Below are 17,499 nucleotides of genomic sequence, written 5' to 3'. Positions count from 1 at the left end.
TGTGGGCAATGTGGAAGGAGCCTCAGACGACGGCCTCGTACGCGGGTCCGGTGCGCGGTATATCGGCCACCGGTTCCTCCGTGTCGGCGGGCGGCCCGTCCTGAGCACCCTCCCGCGCGTTCTCCTGCGACCCGTCCTGCGGCCCTCCCTTCGACTCTCCCTGCGGCCCTCCCTGCACGGTCACCGGCGCGATCTCCTGCGAACCCGCGTGCAAGCTCACCGGTGCGATCTCCTGCACGCCCGCGCGGGCCTCCCGCCCGTAGAGCAAGGTCGCGAGGCCGAGTCCGAGCGCGCCGCCGAGCAGCTGGGCCGCGACGAAGCCCGGGAGCGACTGCGGGGCGATGCCCGTGAAGGAGTCGCTGAAGGCCCGCCCGACGGTGCCCGCCGGGTTGGCGAAGGAGCCCGAGGAGGTGAACCAGATCGCGGCACCGATGTACGCGGCCACCGCGGCCGGGATCAGTTTCGCGCGCCCGATCCGGCCGAGCCCCTGGATGACCAGCACCAGCCCGGCGGTGGCGACGACCTCGCCGACCAGGAGGTGGCCGCCGTCGCGCACCTGCGTGGCGAGGGTTCCCGGGGTCCGCCCGAACATCGCCTCGGCGATCACGGCGCCACCGATCGCCCCCGCGATCTGGGCCCCGGCGTAGGACAGGGCTTCCCTGCCGTCGAGCCCGTCGCGACCGGAACGGCGCGCCCACCAGGCGGTGAGAGTGACGACCGGGTTGAGGTGGGCACCGGAAAGCGGCCCGAAGAGCGTGATGATCAGCCCGAGCCCGACGGCCGAGACGAGCGAGTTGGCGACGAGGGCGACACCGGTGTCGCGGCTGAGGGCCTCCGCCTGGATCCCCGAGCCGATCACCACCATGAGCAGCGCCGCGGTGCCGATCAGTTCGGCTGCCGCACGCCGCAGCAGCGAAGCCTGGTGTGTCATGTTTTCTCCCTCTGGGCCACAGTCCAGCGGAAAATGTATTCCGTATCTTGGAAGAGCGGTAGAGGTGGTCCACCCGTCGGCACCGGCGAAAAATCCCTGCCGGAGCCCCGCCCGACCCGGCACGCTGGGCACATGGAAGAAAGACGCACCGTGAAGGTGTCCAAATACGTCTCGAAACACCTGCGGCACCAGCCGGAACGAATCGGACTGACGCTCGATCCGCAGGGCTGGGTGGAGATCGACGACCTGCTCGACGCGGCCGCGGCCCACGGGTTCCCCGTCAGCCGGGCGGAGCTCGACCACGTGGTCGCCTCCAACGACAAGCAGCGCTTCGCCGTCGACGGCACCCGCATCCGGGCCAGCCAGGGCCACACCGTCGCGATCGACCTGGACCTGCCCGAGGCCGAACCCCCCGCGTACCTGTACCACGGCACCGTGGCCGCCGCCCTGGACTCCATCCGCGCCGAAGGCCTGCGCCCGATGGCCCGCCACCACGTGCACCTGTCGCCCGACCGGGAGACGGCGACCCGGGTGGGCGCCCGCAGGGGGCGGCCGGTCGTCCTCGCCGTCGACGCCGGGGCGATGCACGCCGCCGGCCACGTGTTCCGGGTCAGTGCCAACGGCGTGTGGCTGGCGGACGCGGTACCGCCGCGGTTCCTGCGGTTCTCGTAGGAGCCACGGCGGACACATCGCAGGGCGGACACTTCACGGGCCGACAATTCACAGAGGAATTGTCGGATCATCCCCCTACTCTGTTCCTCACTCCGGGATCCGTGAGGGGGGGTACCTCGCGATCGCCGACCATCCCATGCGAGCAAGCGAGGTGACGCCTCATGACGTCCACACCCCGGCCCCCGTCCCCGTCTCCCTCCCCCTCCTCTTCCTCCTCGGCCTCCTCCTCGGCCGGGGCCTCCCCCGAAGAGGCCGCCGTCAACAGCTTCCAGGTCGACCTGCGCGGCCTGGTCGACCTGCTGTCGCACCACCTCTACTCCAGCCCGCGCGTCTACGTCCGCGAACTCCTCCAGAACGCCGTCGACGCCGTCACCGCCCGCCAGGCCCACGAGCCCGGCGCGCGGGTCCACATCCGGCTGTCGGCCACCGCCGGACGGGTCACCATCGAGGACTCCGGCATCGGCCTGACCGCCGCGGAGGCCCACTCCCTCCTCGCCACCATCGGCCGCAGCTCCAAGCGCGGCGGCGAACACGGCCTGGAAACCACCCGCCAGGAATTCCTCGGCCAGTTCGGCATCGGGCTGCTCGCCTGCTTCGTCGTCGCCCGGCAGATCCGCGTCGTCACCCGCTCCGCCCGCGACCCGGAGGCCGCGCCCGTCGAATGGTTGGCCACCGACGACGGCTCCTACACCGTCCGCGAACTCCCGCACGACGCCCGCCCGGAGCCCGGAACCACCGTCCACCTGGAGGGCCGTCCCGGCTCCGAGGAGTGGACCGAGCCCGCCAAGGTCGAACGGCTCGCCCGTGACTACGGCTCCCTGCTCCCCTACGACATCACCTTCGACGACGGCGAAGGCGGTGCGCCCCGCCCGGTCACCGACCGGCCCGCCGTATGGGACCGCCCGTTCCCGACCCCCGCCGCGCGCCGCGTCGCGCTCGCCGGCCATTGCACGCGGCTGTTCGGCTTCACCCCGCTCGACACCATCGACCTCGACCTGCCGGTGGCCGGAGTGCGCGGAGTCGCGTACGTCCTGCCCGAACCGACCAGCCCCGCCCACCGGGCCGGACACCGCGTCCACCTCAAGGGCATGCTGCTCACCGACCAGGCCTCCAACCTGCTGCCGGACTGGGCGTTCTTCGTCCGCGTCGTCCTGGACACGGACACGCTGCGCCCCACGGCCTCCCGCGAGAACCTCTACGACGACGAGACGCTGGCCGCCGTACGCGAGGCGCTCGGCGGCCGCATCCGGGCCTGGCTGACCGAGCTCGCCGCGAGCGAACCGGAGCGTCTGGCAGCCTTCATGGGCATCCACCACCTCGGGGTGAAGTCCCTCGCCCGACACGACGCCGAGCTGCTCGGACTGATGCTGCCGTGGCTGCCGTTCGAGACCAGCGACGGCTCCATGAGCCTGGAGGAGTTCGCGGCGGCCCACAGCGACATCCACTTCACGCACACCGTCGAGGAGTTCCGCCAGATCGCCCCGATCGCCGCGGCCCACGGCCTGGGCGTCATCAACGCCGGCTACACCTACGACGCCGACCTGCTCGCCCTGCTCCCCTCCGTACGGCCCGACCTCAAGGTCACCGAGCTCGACGCCGGCGCCGTCACCGAGCGCCTCGACCCCGTCCCCACCGATGTCGAGCTGTCCCTCGCCGCCTTCCTGTCGACCGCCCGCACCCGCCTGGAACCCCAGTCCTGCGACGTGGTGCTGCGCGCCTTCCAGCCCGTCTCCGTACCCGCCCTCTACCTCGACGACCGACAGGCTCGTCAGGAACGCGACCGCACGGCCGCGCTCGACAACGCCGACAGCCTGTGGAGCGGCATCCTCGGCTCGCTGCGCGGTTCGGGACCGCGCGCCCGCCTGGTCCTCAACCACAACAACCCGCTGATCCGACGGATCGCGGGACTGCCCGACGCGACCCTGACCGGCACCGCCGTCGAATCCCTCTACGGGCAGGCACTGCTGATGTCCCAGCGACCGCTGCGGCCCGCCGACTCCACCCTGCTCAACCGGGCCTTCCTCGGGCTCCTGGAATGGGCGACCCACTCCGTCGAGAACCCGAAGGACACCCAGTGAGCGGCATGACGGCCGAAGAGATACGGCAGGCACTGTACGAGAACCACCGACTGCCGCAGGGCGCCGCGCGCAACGCGCAGGCCGAGGCCCTGACCGCCGCCGCCGAGGCCTGCGGCGACCCGGACGTGTTCCGCCAGGCCCTGGTCACCCAGATCGACGCCTACGAGTACAGCTCCGAGCGCAGCCGCATGGTGGTCCCCTTCGCCCGCCTCCTCCAGGAGTACGACCGCGATCCGGGAGCCTTCGACGCCAACGACGCCCACTCCCTCTTCTGGCGGTTCAAGTGGGTGTCCGGACAGATCATCAGCACGCCCGACGTCCCCATCGCGGCCGTCACCGGCTACCTCGACGACATGGAGAAGCGCTACCGGATCGCCGGGTACGGAGAACGCGCCGTACGGCAGTCCGAGTACTTCCTCGCGGACGCCATCGGGGACGACGACCGTGCCGAACGGGCCATGGCCCGGTGGCGGGCGGCCGACCGCGACGCGATGAGCGACTGCCACGCCTGCGAGACGAACTCCCAGGGCTCCTACTGGGCGGGCAAGGGCGATGACGCCAAGGCGATCGAAGTCTGGGAACCCGTCCTGAACGGCGGGCAGACCTGCATGGAGGAGCCGCACCGGGTCCTCGCCCGGTCGCTGCTCCCGCTGCTGCGCCTCGGCCGCACCGACGACGCCCGCGCCCACCACCTGCGCGGCTACCGCATGGCACGCGGCAAGGAGGGGCTGCTGCGGGCGATCGGCCAGCACATCGAGTTCTGCGCGCTCACCGGCAACGAGGCGCGCGGTGTCGAGATCCTCGCCGAACACGGCACCCACCTGCGCCCCCTCGCGGACGTCAAGACGCAGATGGACTTCTACGGCGGCGTCCTCGTCCTGCTGCGGCGGCTGTCCGAACTCGGACACGGCGCCGACCCGACGGTGCCCTTCGGGGGCGCCGCCCGCACCGTCGACGAACTGCACGGGATCCTGCACGCCGAGGCCCTGCACATCGCGGAACGCTTCGACGTCCGCAACGGCAACACCCGCGTCTCCGAGCGGTTCCTGACCCGGATCGCGCGGCCGCCGCTGGCCGCCGTCCTGCCGCTCGGCGTACGCAGTGCCGCGCTGCCGGCCCCCGACCCGTCCGCCTCCCGGCCGGCGTCCCCGGCCACCACCACCGCAACCGGCTCCACCAGCGCGCCCGCCACCGAGGGCTTCGCCGAGCTGCTGGAACGGGCCCGGGACCTGCGGGAACTGGGGCACCCGGGCTCCGGCGCGCTGTGGGCCGCGGTGGCGACGCGGGCAGCCGCGCTCCCCGCGTCGCAGGTGGAACCCCTGCTGGCCGCGGACGTGGCCGACCACCACGCCCTCGTCGCGGCCCGGGCCGGCGCCGAGGACGCCGGCCGGCTCCTGACCGCGGCCCGGGACGCGTACCGGGCGTTGGGGCAGGACTCGCGCGCGGCCCTCGCGGAGCTGCGGCTGGCGAGCGTCGCCGCACAGGCCGGAGCGGAACCGGGGGAGGTACGGGCCCTGCTGACGGCGGCCGCCCGGTCCGCCGAAGCCCTCGACCCGGCCGACCCGCGGCGGACCCGCCGGATCGCCCTCGCGGAACTGGCCGCGATCCGCCTGGAGCCGTACCTGCGGTCCGTCGAAGCGGCACGGGAACACGCCGACGACGCGAACGGCGCAGGCCACGAAAACGATCACGGGCACGATCACGGCCATGGCCACGGGCACGGCCACGAGCACGACGCCGGCACCGCGCTGCTCGCGGCCGCGCTGGCCGACTTCGTCGCCGTGCACGCGACGGGGGACACCTCCGGGAAGGAGCTGTCGGACGTGATCTCGGAAGCCGAGGAGCTACTGGGCCGGGTGACCCTCTCGCAGGGCGACACCGAGCAGGCCCTGGCCCTGCTGGCCGGCTCCGCCGCCCGTTCCGTCCGGGCCGCCCGGCCTTGGCTGGCAGCGGATCCCCTGGTCCTGCGGGCCGGGGTGCTGAGGTCATTGGACCGGATCGAGGAGGCGGAGGAAGCGGCGCGGGAGGCACTGGAACACTCCGCCGAGGTGACGGACCCCGAAGAGCAGGGCATCGTACGGCTCACGCTGGCGGACATCCTGCTGCGCCGGCCGGGCGGGGCCGCGGAGGCCGCCGAGCACTCCCTGACGGCGGCGCACTGGTTCGACCAGGCCGGCCTGACCGCCGACGGCGGGGCACAGGCCCGGCTGCTGCTGGCCCGCGCCTACGCGCAGGACGACCGCAACGCCGACGCGGCGGAGGTGCTCCGGTCGACGCTGCCCGATCTGCTGGAGCACGGCGAGGGCCAGGCCGTGGCGGCCCGGGAGTTCCTGGGCGACCTGCTGCGGGAACTTCGCGAGTCGCGGCAGGCGGCGGAGCAGTACCTGCTGGCGGCCGAGCTGGTCCGGGGATGGGAGGACCCGCGGCCGCAGGCGGGCTTCGCCCAGTCCGCCGCCGACTGCCTCTCCGACGCCGGGCTGGTGGAGGAGGCCGTTGCCGCGTACCTGCGGTCCCTGGAACTGCACCGGCAGGCCGGCGGTGCCGTGATCGCCGAAGTCCGGATCCTGCGTTCGCTGGCCTGGCTGGGCCTTCGCGAGCGGGTCGACGAGGCCTCGGTCGCGGTGGCCCGGATCCGGATGGACGAGGCGGCCGGAGTGCTGGAGGAGGCTCTGGCCACCGATCCGCAGGCCCCCGAGCTGCGGTCCGAACTGGCGCAGACCTGGCACCAGATCGCGCAGGTCCTGGACCGGCAGGTCGGCGCGCAGGAGCAGGACGAGGAGGACGCGGCCGAGGCCGCCCCGGAAGAGCGGGACGAGGTGCCGGAGGGTGCGTCCGAGACCCCCGGCAGGCTGAGCGCGGACCGGATCGAGGCGCTGCGGCTGGAGGAGGTCGTCCTGTGGGAGCGGGCGGCCGCCCTCTACGCGGAGCTGGGCACCGACTACCTGCCGGGCCGTTTCCAATGCCTGAACAACGCCGCCTGGACCGAGCAGGAACTGGGACGCCCGGAAGCCGGAGCCGCCCGGATCTCGGCGCTGGTGGAGGAGATCAAGGCACTGCCCGCGGAGGTCGTCCCGGAGTGGCTGCTGCCGCAGGCGGAACGGACCGTGACGACCCTGACGTCCTGAGGACCGGTGCGGGACGCCCGACGTCCTGAGGGCCGCTGGGATTCCTGGCGTCCTGGCGCCGCACCGGCCCCGGTCCCGGACCGCTTCGCGCGGTACGGGACCGGGGCCGGTGTCGTGGCGCCGTGGCGTCCCGGTTCGGGGGTGTGGGGCCGTCGCGGCGTCGGTCAGGCGTCCAGCTGTGCGAGCGCCTCGGTGGCGATCTTCTCGAAGACGGCCTCGTCCGCGGCGAAGTCCGAGTCGGGAATCGGTGCGTGGATGACGAGTTCGGTGAACCCCAGCTCACGGTGGCGGCCCGCGAAGTCGACGAAGGCGTCCATGGACTCCAGCATCGTGCTGCGCTCCGGGGTGAAGCCGGTCAGCAGCACCTTCTCGATGGTGTCGGACTCCCGCCCGATCTCCGCCAGCGCCTTCTCCAGCTTGCCCACCTGGCCGCGCAGCGCCTCCAGCGACTGCTCGGGCGTGCCCTCGAAAACCTTCGGGTCACCGGCCGTCACCCAGGCCTGGCCCAGGCTCGCGGCGAGCTTCACCCCGCGCGGGCCGGTCGCGGCCACGGCGAAGGGCAGCCTGGGGCGCTGTACGCACCCGGGAATGTTGCGGGCCTCCTCGGCGGAGTAGAAGTTCCCGTGGTGGGTGACCGCGCCCTCGGTCAGCAGGCGGTCCAGCAGCGGTACGAACTCCGCGAAGCGGTCGGCCCGCTCCCGGGGAGACCACTGCTCCTGCCCCAGCGCGACCGCGTCGAAGCCGTTGCCACCGGCGCCGATGCCCAGGGTGATGCGCCCACCGGAGATGTCGTCCAGCGTCATGAGGTCCTTGGCGAGCGTCACCGGATGCCGGAAGTTCGGCGAGGTGACCAGCGTGCCCAGGCGGATCGACTCGGTGGCCACGGCCGCCGCGGTCAGGGTGGGCACCGCACCGAACCACGGGCCGTCACGGAAGGTCCGCCAGCTCAGGTGGTCATAGGTGTAGGCGGTGTGGAACCCGAGCCGCTCGGCCCGCTGCCACTGGTCGCGGCCCCCTTCGTGCCAGCCGCGGACCGGAAGGATCACAGTGCTCAGACGCAAACTCATGCGTTCGAGCCTACGGCGACGCGTGCACCAACCGCACATCACGCACCGCCCGCCCCACCTCGAACCCGGGCAGGGCCCGCGTTTCACGTGAAACATCGGCGGAAAGTTCGTCGGTTTCACGTGAAACATCTCCAGCCGAACGTGGTCGGGCGGTAGGTGCACATGGGCGAAGATGGGTCCGTGACCTCGGCTCCCCAGCGCCCGGACGGGCCAACCCCAGCGACCCGGCTCATCGCCACCGATCTCGACGGCACCCTGCTGCGCGACGACAAATCCGTCTCGCCCCGCACGATCGCCGCCCTCGCCGCCGCCGAGGAAGCCGGGATCGAGGTCTTCTTCGTCACGGGTCGCCCGGCCCGCTGGATGGGCGTGGTCAGCGATCACGTGCACGGCCACGGTCTGGCGATCTGCGCGAACGGCGCCGCCGTCGTCGACCTTCGCACCGGAGGAGAGTTCGTGGAGGTCCGGGCACTGCCCCGGGCCACCGCGCTGACGGTGGTGAACACACTGCGCGCCGCCGCGCCCGGTACGTCCTTCGCCGTCGAGCTGACCACCGGCATCAACTACGAGCCGGCGTACCCCCCGTTCTTCCAGGACCCGGGCGCCGCCGTGGCCACCGCCGAGAAGCTGCTGAGCGAGGAGCTCGACGGCAGCGCGGCGCCGGTGCTGAAGGTGCTCGCGCACCACGGCGAACTGGGCCCGGACGAGTTCCTGGCCCTGGCCCGCTCGACCGCCGGTGCCTACGCCTCGATCACGCGCTCCAGCCCGACCTCCCTACTGGAGATCAGCGGGCTCGGCATCTCCAAGGCCAGCACCTTGGCGCTGTGCTGCGCCGAGCGCGGCATCACTCCCGCCGAGGTCGTCGCCTTCGGGGACATGCCGAACGACGTGGAGATGCTCCGCTGGGCGGGCACCTCGTACGCGATGGGCAACGCCCACCCGGATGTGATCGCCGCCGCGTCCGGCCGGACCGTCGCCAACAACGAGGACGGGGTCGCCGTGGTCATCGAGCGCATCCTCGCCGAACGCACGACGCACCCGCGCTGACGGTCGCCTCAGAGCGGGGCCTCCCACACGAGGGTGGTCCCGCCCCCGTCCTCCCCGATGCCCGGACCGTACGAGCTCGCCCCGCCCAGCGACTCGGCCCGTCGGCGCAGGTTCCGCAGTCCGCTGCGGCGCCCGCCCTCCGGGATGCCCACTCCGTCGTCGGCGACCTCCAGGCGCACTCCGGGGCGCCCGTCGGCCAGGGTGACGGTCGAGTCGAGGACCACCTCGATCCGGGACGCCTCCGAGTGTCGGAACGCGTTGGAGAGCGCTTCGCGCAGGGCGGCGATCAGGTTCTTGCCGACCAGCTCGCCGACGACCGCGTCGATCGGGCCGAGGAAGCGGTGGGCCGGCTTGAAGCCCAGCGGCACGGCGGCCATGTTGATCTCCCGCAGCACCCGGGTGCGCAGCCCCGACGGGGCCTCCGCCGGTCCCTGCTGGAGCGCGAAGATCGCGGTGCGGATCTCCTGGATCGTCACGTCCAGCTCGTCCACGGCCTTGCCCACCCCGTCCCGGACCTCCGGGACGATGGACCTGCGTTGCGCGCCTTCCAGCATCATCCCCGTCGCGAAAAGCCGCTGGATCACGAGGTCGTGCAGGTCGCGGGCGATCCGGTCACGGTCCTCGAACACCGCGAGACGCTCCCGGTCGCGCTGTGCCTCGGCCATCATCAGCGCGAGGGCCGCCTGTGAGGCGAACTGCGTGGCCAGGGTCCGCTCCGCCTCGGTGAACGGTCGCTGTCCACGGGCCCGCGGGGTCACCAGCGCGCCCAGCACCCGCCCGCCGCTGTGCAACGGCAGCATCATGCACGGCCCGTACTGGCTGGTCAGCCTGCCGATCATGCGGGGGTCGCCGGCCGCGTCGTCGGCGAACACCGGCTCGCCCTCCAGCAGCCGCCCCACCACCGGGCTCTCGGCGGGGATCACCACTCCCAGCGAGGTGGCCGGGTTCTCGGCCGAAACGGCGACGATCTCCATCCCGCCCTCCTCGGCCGGCAGCATCACGATCCCGGCGGCGGAGTCGGCCAGCCTGCGGGCCTGTTCGGCCACGACCGAGAGGGCGTCGTCCGCGTCCCCGCCGGAGAGGAGGGCCGTGGTGACGGCCACCGAACCGTCGATCCACCGCTCTCGCTGGGTGGCGGCCTCGTACAGGCGGGCGTTGCCGATCGCGATGCCCGCCTCGGTGGCCAGCACCCGGACCATGTGGACGTCGTAGTCGTTGAAGGCGACGCCGCCGTTCTTCTCGGCGAGGTACAGATTGCCGAAGATCTCCCCCTGCACCCGGATCGGGACGCCGAGGAAGGTCTTCATGGGGGGATGGTGCGCCGGGAAACCCGCCGACCGCGGGTCCTTCGTCAGGTCTGCGAGCTGCACCGTGTCGGGGTGCGAGATGAGCGCGCCGAGCAGACCCCGCTTGCCGTCCGGGCGGTGCCCGATCCGGCGGGCCTGTTCCGGGTCGATGCCGAAGGTGACGAAGTCCGAGAGACCGCGCCCCTCCGTGTCGACGACGCCGATCGCGGCGTACCGGGCGTCCGCGAGCTCGGCGGCCGTCTCGCAGATCCGGTCGAGCGTGGAGTGCAGTTCGAGGCCGGTGCCGACCGATCGCATGGCCTCCAGCAGTTGCGGCACCCGAGCGGTCAGCTCGGTGGACAGCCCCTGCAGACTCCGGGTGGCCTGGGTGGCGGCCTCCAGCGGGTCCGGTGCTCCGCGGGTCGGTTCCGGTGATTCCTGAGACTCCTGGGCTGACATGACCTTGAGCCTAGTTAGTCCCCTTTGGTGGGGAAAGTCGCCGCATCCTGAACGCGCCAGAGGGGCGTGCTCCGGGCCGCCCCGGACCGCCCCCGGCGGCGGCCTCAGCCGTGGCGCGCCGGCAACCCGTCGGCTTCCCGCTCCCGGTCCAGGAGGCGGCGCAGCGGCCCTTCGACGGCGGCCAGCTCCGCGTAGGCGCCACGCTGCACGACGGCTCCCCGGTCCAGGACCAGCACCTCGTCGACGGCCTCCAGGCCGGCGAGCCGGTGCGTGATCAGCACGGTGGTCCGGCCCTCGGTCGCGGCCAGCAGGTCCGCTGTCAGGGCGTCCGCGGTGGCGAGGTCCAGGTGTTCTGCGGGCTCGTCCAGGACCAGCACGGGGAAGTCCGCGAGCAGCGCCCGGGCCAGGGCCAACCGCTGCCGCTGACCACCCGAGATCCGCTCACCGTGTTCGCCGACGAGGGTGTCCAGCCCGTCCGGGAGTCCCTCGACCCACTCCCACAGCCGGGCCGCCGCCAGTGCCTCGCGCAGCTCGGCCTCGCTCGCCCCCGTACGGGCGAGCCGGAGGTTCTCGCGGACGGAACTGTCGAACAGGTGGGCGTCCTGGGCGCACAGTCCCACCGCGCGGCGCACGTCGTCGCCGCCGAGGGCGCGTACGTCGATCCCGCCCAGGGTGTACGTGCCCTCGCTCGGGTCCAGGAACCGCAGCAGCACCTGCGCGAGCGTGGTCTTGCCGGAGCCGGAGGGCCCGACCACGGCGATGCGCCGGCCCGCTTCCAGCGTCAGGTCCGTCCCGTGCAGGGCGTCCCGTTCCTGCCCGGGGTGGCGCGCGGCGAGGCCGGTCAGCCGCAGCGGGAAGGGCGAGGCCGGCGCCTCCAGGGGTTCGGCGGGCTCGACCACGGGCACCGGGGCGTCGAGGACCTCGTAGACCCGCTCGGCGCTCCGGCGGACCCGTTGGCGGTACTGGACCGCGAGCGGAAGTCCGCTGACCGCTTCGAACGCGGCGAGGGGGGTCAGTACGACCACCGCCATGGCCACCCCGGAGAGCCGTCCTCCGGCGACGGCGGCCGCGCCGGCGAGCGCGGCGCACACCACGGTCAGCCCGCAGACCAGCGCGGACAGCCCGCCGCCGAGTCCGGTGGCGAAGGCCCCGCGCGAGGCGATCCGGGTCAGCACCCCGTCGCTCTCCCGCGCCAGGTCCTTGCGGCCGGCCAGGGCCCCGGCGACGGTCAGTTCGGCCGTACCCGTGAGCAGATCGGCGGCCCGGGTGGCGAGCTCGCCCCGGGCCGGCGCGAGGCGCCGCTCCGCGCGCCGCGCACAGGCGCCGCTGATCAACGGCACGCCGACGCCGGCCGCGAGCAGACCCACCGCCAGGACCGCACCGGCCTCGGGCAGCAGCCAGGCCGTGAACGCCACCGACCCGGTTCCGACGAGGACCGCGGTGCCGACCGGGAGCAGCCAGCGCAGCCAGTAGTCCTGGAGGGCGTCGGCGTCGGCCACGAGTCGGGACAACAGGTCCCCGCGCCGCTGCTCGCGCAGTCCGGCGGGGGCGATCCGCTCCAGCCGGCGGTACACCGAGACCCGCAGGTCGGCCAGCATCCGCAGGACGGCGTCGTGCGAGACGAGCCGCTCCGCGTAGCGGAACACGGCCCGGCCCATGCCGAAGGCCCGCGTCGCCGTGACGGCGACCATCAGGTAGAGCACCGGCGGCTGCTCGGAGGCGCGCGAGATGAGCCACCCCGACACCGCCAACAGCCCGACGCTGCACCCGACGGCGAGCGCCCCGAGCAGCAGACCGAGCCGGAACCTTCCCTGCCAGGCTGCGGCCGCGGCCCTCACCCGGCTCAGCGGATCGCCGCCGCCCGTCCCGATGGCGCCCCCCGCGGCGACCCGTTCGGAGGTGGGCCCGAGGATCCACTCCCCGGGGTCCGCCACCGGGACCTGGGCCCGCGGCGGCGCGGCCGCGGACCCCGCGTTCCCGGCGACCTCCACGGGCCCGGCCACCGGATCCGCGGAACCCGCAGGCACGGGAGCTCCCTCACCGACCGCCACCACCCGGTCGGCCACGGCCAGCAGCGCCGGGCGGTGCACCACCAGAAGGACGGTCCGGCCCACCGCGAGGCGTCGTACGGCGTCCACGACGGCAGCCTCCGTCTCCCCGTCGAGGGCCGCCGTCGGCTCGTCCAGCAGGAGCACCGGACGGTCGGCGAGGAACGCCCGGGCCAGTGCGAGGCGCTGCCGCTGTCCCGCCGACAGCCCGACCCCGCCCTCACCCAGCGCCGTGCGGACACCGCCCGGCAGCGCGGACACGAACTCCCAGGCACCGGCGTCACGGAGCGCCGATTCCACGTCCTCGTCACCGGCCCCGGGCCGAGCCAGCCGTACGTTCTCGGCGATGCTCCCTGCGAAGAGGTGCGGCCGTTGCGGCACCCACGCGATCCGCTCCCGCCACTGTTCGAGGGACAGTTCCGCCTGGTCGACGGCGCCGATCCGCACCCGTCCGGCCGTCGGCGTGACGAAGCCCAGCAGTACGTTCAGCAGCGTGGACTTGCCCGCGCCGCTCGGCCCGGTCAGGGCGACGCACTCGCCGGGCTCCACGACCAGGGACACGGGACCGGGCGAGCTCGCGCTCCGGCCCTCGTAACGCACCTCGACCCCGTCGAACTCGATCCGCAGCTCCGAGTCCGGCACCCGGGCGCCGCCGCCCGTCGTCGGCGGCTCCGTCTCCAGCACCTCGAAGATCTCTTCCGCCGCGGCCAGGCCCTCGGCGGCCGCGTGGTACTGGGCCCCCACCTGCCGCAGCGGCAGGTAGGCCTCCGGCGCCAGGATCAGGATGACCAGACCGGTGTAGAGGTCGAGTTCGCCGTGGACGAGCCGCATGCCGATGGTCACCGCGACCAGGGCGACCGACAGCGTGGCGAGCAGTTCCAGCGCGAACGAGGAGAGGAAGGCGATGCGCAGCGTGCGCATGGTGGCCTGGCGGTAGTCGTCGGTGATCTTGCGGATCGACTCGGCCTGGGCCTTGGCCCGTCCGAAGACCTTCAGCGTCGGAAGTCCGGCCACCACGTCCAGGAAGTGCCCCGACAGCCGCGACAGCAGCCGCCACTGGCGGTCCATCCGGGACTGGGTGGCCATGCCGATCAGGATCATGAAGAGCGGGATCAGCGGCAGGGTGACGACGATGATGGCCGCCGACACCCAGTCCTCCGTGACGATCCGGGCGAGGACCGCGACCGGTACGACGACGGCGAGCCCGAGCTGGGGCAGGTACCGGGAGAAGTAGTCGTCGAGGGCGTCCACCCCCCGGGTGGCCAGGGCCACCAGCGACCCGGTCCGCCGGCTGCCGGAGGGGCCGGGTCCCAGGTCGGCGGCGCGGTCCAGCAGCCGCACCCGCAGCTCGGACTTGACCGCCGCACCGGCGCGGTGCGCGGCCATTTCCGTGAGCCAGGCGACCAGACCGCGCCCGAGGGCCACCGCGGCGAGGAGCAGCAGCGGGGTGCGCAGTTCAGCGGCGCCGAGGTCCTGCTCGAAGGCGCCGACCACGATCTCGGCGATGAGCATCGCCTGACCGACGACCAGCCCCGCTCCGGCAAGCCCGAGGAGCACCACCGCCCCCAGGAAGAGGCGGGTGGAACGGGCGTACCGCAGCAGGCGCGGGTCGATCGGTTTCACGTGAAACATCTCCTCGGCAGGGTCGAGCAGGAGAGTCGGGCATCGGGGGGAGCAGGTGCCTCAGTGCGCGTCGACGATGTGCTGCGTCCCGATCCGCTTGCGGAACACCCAGTAGGTCCAGCCCTGGTAGAGCATGACGAGCGGAGTGGCCACCGCGGCGCACCAGGTCATGATCTTCAGGGTGTACGGGCTGGACGAGGCGTTGGTGACCGTGAGGTTCCAGGCGTCGTTCAGGGAGGACGGCATGACGTTCGGGAAGAGCGTCAGGAACAGCATCGCGACGGCGGCCGCGATGGTGATCCCCGAGAGCGCGAACGACCAGCCCTCACGACCCGCCAGGTTGAAGCCCAGGGCCCCGACCAGCGCGAGCACCGCGACGACCATCGCAATCATGCTCCAGCCGTCACCGCGCGACGCCTGCGTCCAGATCAGGAAGACGAGGGCCAGCACCGCCGTGACCACGCCGAGCCGGGTGGCCAGCGTGCGCGACCGCTCCCGGATGTCACCGACCGTCTTGAGCGAGGTGAACACCGCGCCGTGGAAGGTGAACAGGGTGAGGGTCACCAGACCGCCCAGGATCGAGTAAACGTTGAGCAGGTCGAGGAAGGTGCCGACGTACTCCATGTCCTGGTCGATCTTCACGCCGCGCACGATGTTGGCGAAGGCCACGCCCCACAGGAACGCGGGGATCAGCGAGGTCCAGAAGATCGCGTGTTCCCAGTTGGTCTGCCACTTGTCCTCCGGCCGCTTGTGCCGGTACTCGAAGGCGACGCCGCGGATGATGAGGCAGATCAGGATGATCAGCAGCGGCAGGTAGAAGCCCGAGAAGAGCGTGGCGTACCACTCGGGGAAGGCGGCGAAGGTCGCGCCGCCCGCGGTGAGCAGCCACACCTCGTTGCCGTCCCAGACGGGTCCGATCGTATTGATCAGGACCCGCTTCTCCGTGCGGTCACGGGCGAGGAGCTTGGTGAGTACGCCGACTCCGAAGTCGAAGCCCTCCAGGAAGAAGTAGCCGATCCACAGGACGGCGATGAGGACGAACCAGACGTCGTGGAGTTGCATGGGGTGGTCTCCGCAGTCTCAGTACGAGAAGGCCATCGGACGGTCGGGGTTCTTGTCGTCCCCGCCGATCCTCGTCGGCGGGTTCAGGTCGGCCTCGGTGAGTTCCGGGGGGCCGAGCTTGACGTACTTCACGAGGAGCTTGACTTCGATCACCGCGAGGACGGCGTACAGCAGGGTGAAGCCGATCATCGAGGTGAGGACCTCGGCCTGGGTGACGTTCGGCGAGACGGCGTCCCGGGTGCGCAGCACCCCGTAGACGACCCAGGGCTGACGGCCCATCTCGGTGAATATCCAGCCCCAGGAGTTGGCTATGAGCGGGAAGCACATGGTCCAGAGCGCGACGACCCAGTACAGGTTGGCGAGGCGCGGGCTGAGGGCCTTCTTGAAGAGGACCAGGTTCGGCACCTCGTCGGGTCCGGTGCGCAGCCCCACCGGCAGCAGGAACTTCTTGCGGGTCAGCCACAGCCCCACGACACCGATGGAGAGCGAGGCCATGCCGAAGCCGATCATCCAGCGGAAGCCCCAGTAGGCGACGGGGATGTTGGGCCGGTAGTCGCCCGGTCCGAACTTCTCCTGCTGGGCCTTGTTGACGTCGTTGATGCCCGGGACGAACGAGGTGAAGTCGTCGTTGGCCAGGAAGGACAGCAGGCCGGGGATCTCGATCGCGACCTTGTTGTGGCCCTTGTCGACGTCGCCGTAGGCGAAGACGGAGAAGGGCGCGGGCGCCTCGCCGTCCCACAGGGCCTCGGCGGCGGCCATCTTCATCGGCTGCTGCTTGTACATCACCTTGCCGAGGAGGTCGCCGCTGATCGCGGTGCCCATACCGGCAATGATCATGACTACGAGACCGAGGCGCAGCGAGCTCCTCATGACCGGGACGTGCTTCTTGCGCGCCAGGTGGTACGCGGCGATGCCGGCCATGAACGCGCCGCCGACCAGGAAGGCCGCCGTGATCGTGTGGAAGAACTGGGTCAGCGCGGTGTTCTGGGTGAGGACCAGCCAGAAGTCGGTGAGTTCGGCCCGACCCCGCTCCTCGTTGATCCGGTAGCCGACCGGGTGCTGCATCCAGGAGTTGGCCGCCAGGATGAAGTAGGCGGACAGGATGGTGCCGATCGACACCATCCATATGCAGGCGAGGTGGATCTTCTTGGGCAGCTTGTCCCAGCCGAAGATCCACAGGCCGATGAAGGTCGACTCGAAGAAGAAGGCGATCAGGGCCTCGAAGGCCAGCGGCGCCCCGAAGATGTCGCCGACGAAGCGCGAGTAGTCGGACCAGTTCATGCCGAACTGGAACTCCTGGACGATGCCGGTGACGACACCCATCGCGATGTTGATCAGGAAGAGCTTGCCCCAGAACTTGGTGGCCCTGAGGTACTTCTCGTTCTCGCTCCGGACCCATGCGGTCTGCAGGCCGGCGGTGAGCGCGGCGAGCGAGATCGTCAGGGGAACGAACAGGAAGTGGTAGACGGTGGTGATGCCGAACTGCCATCGCGCCAGCGTCTCCGGCGCCAAAGCTAGGTCCACGTCCTCGTCTCCTTCGGGTCACCGTGGTCACAGCGGCAGTCTGCCGTTTGTGTCCCACTCAATTCGGGAGGAAGCGGGACACGCTTGTGAACGCGTTCACATTCACAAGCATTATGGCGCACGAGTTCGGAAGCCTGTGCGGCGGGGTCCCCCTAGCCAAGACATTCAACAGATTGTTGAATGCGGCGCATGCAGATAAGAATCTCCTGGCCTGCCGGCCAGCTCACCGCGACCCTCGAAGAGACCCCGACCAGCAAGGCCCTGGTCGAGGCCCTCCCGATATCGGCCTCCGCCAACACGTGGGGCGAGGAGGTCTACTTCGACACCGGGCTGTCCGTCGCCCTGGAGCACGACGCCCAGCAGGTCGTCGCCCCGGGCACCGTCGCGTTCTGGACCGACGGCGACGCGCTCGCGCTGCCCTACGGTCCGACGCCCATCGCGCGCGGGGACGAATGCCGCCTGGCGAGCCCGTGCAACGTCCTCGGCTCGTTCGACGGCGACCCCCGCCTGCTGTCCACCGTCCGCGACGGCGACCCCATCCGCGTGGAGCGCGTGTAACCACGCCCCGGGGGCCGCC

Annotated in this window: 11 protein-coding genes; 5 read left to right on the top strand and 6 right to left on the bottom strand. The window is 71.9% G+C overall.

The window, feature by feature from the left end; translation table 11 throughout:
- Positions 1–22 precede the first annotated feature (22 nt).
- Entirely contained in the window at positions 23–931 is a 909-nt protein-coding gene (locus tag ACFVS6_RS01780; RefSeq protein ID WP_389699951.1) for an aquaporin, read from the bottom strand.
- 132 nt (positions 932–1,063) lie between these two features.
- On the opposite strand from ACFVS6_RS01780, the gene ACFVS6_RS01775 reads away from it, so the two are divergent.
- From ACFVS6_RS01775 to ACFVS6_RS01765, 3 genes are all read left to right on the top strand, one after another.
- Positions 1,064–1,603, top strand: coding sequence for an RNA 2'-phosphotransferase (locus ACFVS6_RS01775; protein ID WP_389699950.1), 540 nt, complete (start codon positions 1,064–1,066; stop codon positions 1,601–1,603).
- Between the two features lie 161 nt (positions 1,604–1,764).
- Positions 1,765–3,681: an HSP90 family protein gene (locus ACFVS6_RS01770; RefSeq protein WP_389699949.1), complete on the top strand. Its 1,917-nt coding sequence runs from the start codon at positions 1,765–1,767 to the stop codon at positions 3,679–3,681.
- Positions 3,678–6,806, top strand: a complete 3,129-nt coding sequence (locus ACFVS6_RS01765) for a tetratricopeptide repeat protein (protein ID WP_389699948.1) — start codon at positions 3,678–3,680, stop codon at positions 6,804–6,806. The genes ACFVS6_RS01770 and ACFVS6_RS01765 overlap by 4 nt, the downstream gene beginning before the upstream one ends.
- 164 nt (positions 6,807–6,970) lie before the next feature.
- Here ACFVS6_RS01765 and ACFVS6_RS01760 read toward each other — a convergent pair whose 3' ends face one another.
- The gene (locus ACFVS6_RS01760; protein ID WP_389699947.1) at positions 6,971–7,873 is read right to left on the bottom strand and encodes an LLM class flavin-dependent oxidoreductase; all 903 of its coding nucleotides are present in this window, start codon (positions 7,871–7,873) and stop codon (positions 6,971–6,973) included.
- 162 nt (positions 7,874–8,035) lie between these two features.
- On the opposite strand from ACFVS6_RS01760, the gene ACFVS6_RS01755 reads away from it, so the two are divergent.
- Positions 8,036–8,920 (top strand): Cof-type HAD-IIB family hydrolase, encoded by an 885-nt coding sequence (locus ACFVS6_RS01755; protein ID WP_389699946.1) that lies wholly within the window; start codon positions 8,036–8,038, stop codon positions 8,918–8,920.
- Positions 8,921–8,928: 8 nt separating this feature from the next.
- Here ACFVS6_RS01755 and ACFVS6_RS01750 read toward each other — a convergent pair whose 3' ends face one another.
- From ACFVS6_RS01750 to ACFVS6_RS01735, 4 genes are all read right to left on the bottom strand, one after another.
- Positions 8,929–10,665, bottom strand: coding sequence for a GAF domain-containing sensor histidine kinase (locus ACFVS6_RS01750; protein ID WP_389699945.1), 1,737 nt, complete (start codon positions 10,663–10,665; stop codon positions 8,929–8,931).
- A gap of 104 nt (positions 10,666–10,769) precedes the next feature.
- Positions 10,770–14,336: a thiol reductant ABC exporter subunit CydD gene (gene cydD / locus ACFVS6_RS01745; protein WP_389699944.1), complete on the bottom strand. Its 3,567-nt coding sequence runs from the start codon at positions 14,334–14,336 to the stop codon at positions 10,770–10,772.
- 60 nt (positions 14,337–14,396) lie between these two features.
- Complete coding sequence (gene cydB, locus ACFVS6_RS01740) at positions 14,397–15,398, bottom strand: cytochrome d ubiquinol oxidase subunit II (RefSeq protein ID WP_389699943.1); 1,002 nt, start codon at positions 15,396–15,398, stop codon at positions 14,397–14,399.
- Between the two features lie 18 nt (positions 15,399–15,416).
- Positions 15,417–16,922, bottom strand: coding sequence for a cytochrome ubiquinol oxidase subunit I (locus ACFVS6_RS01735; protein ID WP_389699942.1), 1,506 nt, complete (start codon positions 16,920–16,922; stop codon positions 15,417–15,419).
- Positions 16,923–17,111: 189 nt separating this feature from the next.
- Between ACFVS6_RS01735 and ACFVS6_RS01730 the strand changes: the two genes are divergently transcribed.
- Positions 17,112–17,480 (top strand): cyclophilin-like fold protein, encoded by a 369-nt coding sequence (locus ACFVS6_RS01730; protein ID WP_389699941.1) that lies wholly within the window; start codon positions 17,112–17,114, stop codon positions 17,478–17,480.
- Positions 17,481–17,499: the final 19 nt, after the last annotated feature.

The sequence above is a fragment of the Streptomyces sp. NPDC057939 genome (assembly GCF_042887545.1).
Taxonomy (GTDB): Bacteria; Actinomycetota; Actinomycetes; order Streptomycetales; family Streptomycetaceae; genus Streptomyces.
Note: the sequence above shows the minus strand (reverse complement) of the source record. Positions and strands in the feature narration are given on the sequence as shown.

Excerpts from the sequence above, each read along its gene's own strand:
- ACFVS6_RS01780 (WP_389699951.1), bottom strand. The coding sequence starts at position 931 with ATGACACACCAGGCTTCGCTGCTGCGGCGTGCGGCAGCCGAACTGATC.
- ACFVS6_RS01750 (WP_389699945.1), bottom strand. The coding sequence starts at position 10,665 with ATGTCAGCCCAGGAGTCTCAGGAATCACCGGAACCGACCCGCGGAGCA.
- ACFVS6_RS01760 (WP_389699947.1), bottom strand. The coding sequence starts at position 7,873 with ATGAGTTTGCGTCTGAGCACTGTGATCCTTCCGGTCCGCGGCTGGCAC.
- ACFVS6_RS01755 (WP_389699946.1), top strand. The coding sequence starts at position 8,036 with ATGGGCGAAGATGGGTCCGTGACCTCGGCTCCCCAGCGCCCGGACGGG.
- cydB (WP_389699943.1), bottom strand. The coding sequence starts at position 15,398 with ATGCAACTCCACGACGTCTGGTTCGTCCTCATCGCCGTCCTGTGGATC.
- ACFVS6_RS01730 (WP_389699941.1), top strand. The coding sequence starts at position 17,112 with ATGCAGATAAGAATCTCCTGGCCTGCCGGCCAGCTCACCGCGACCCTC.
- ACFVS6_RS01775 (WP_389699950.1), top strand. The coding sequence starts at position 1,064 with ATGGAAGAAAGACGCACCGTGAAGGTGTCCAAATACGTCTCGAAACAC.
- ACFVS6_RS01770 (WP_389699949.1), top strand. The coding sequence starts at position 1,765 with ATGACGTCCACACCCCGGCCCCCGTCCCCGTCTCCCTCCCCCTCCTCT.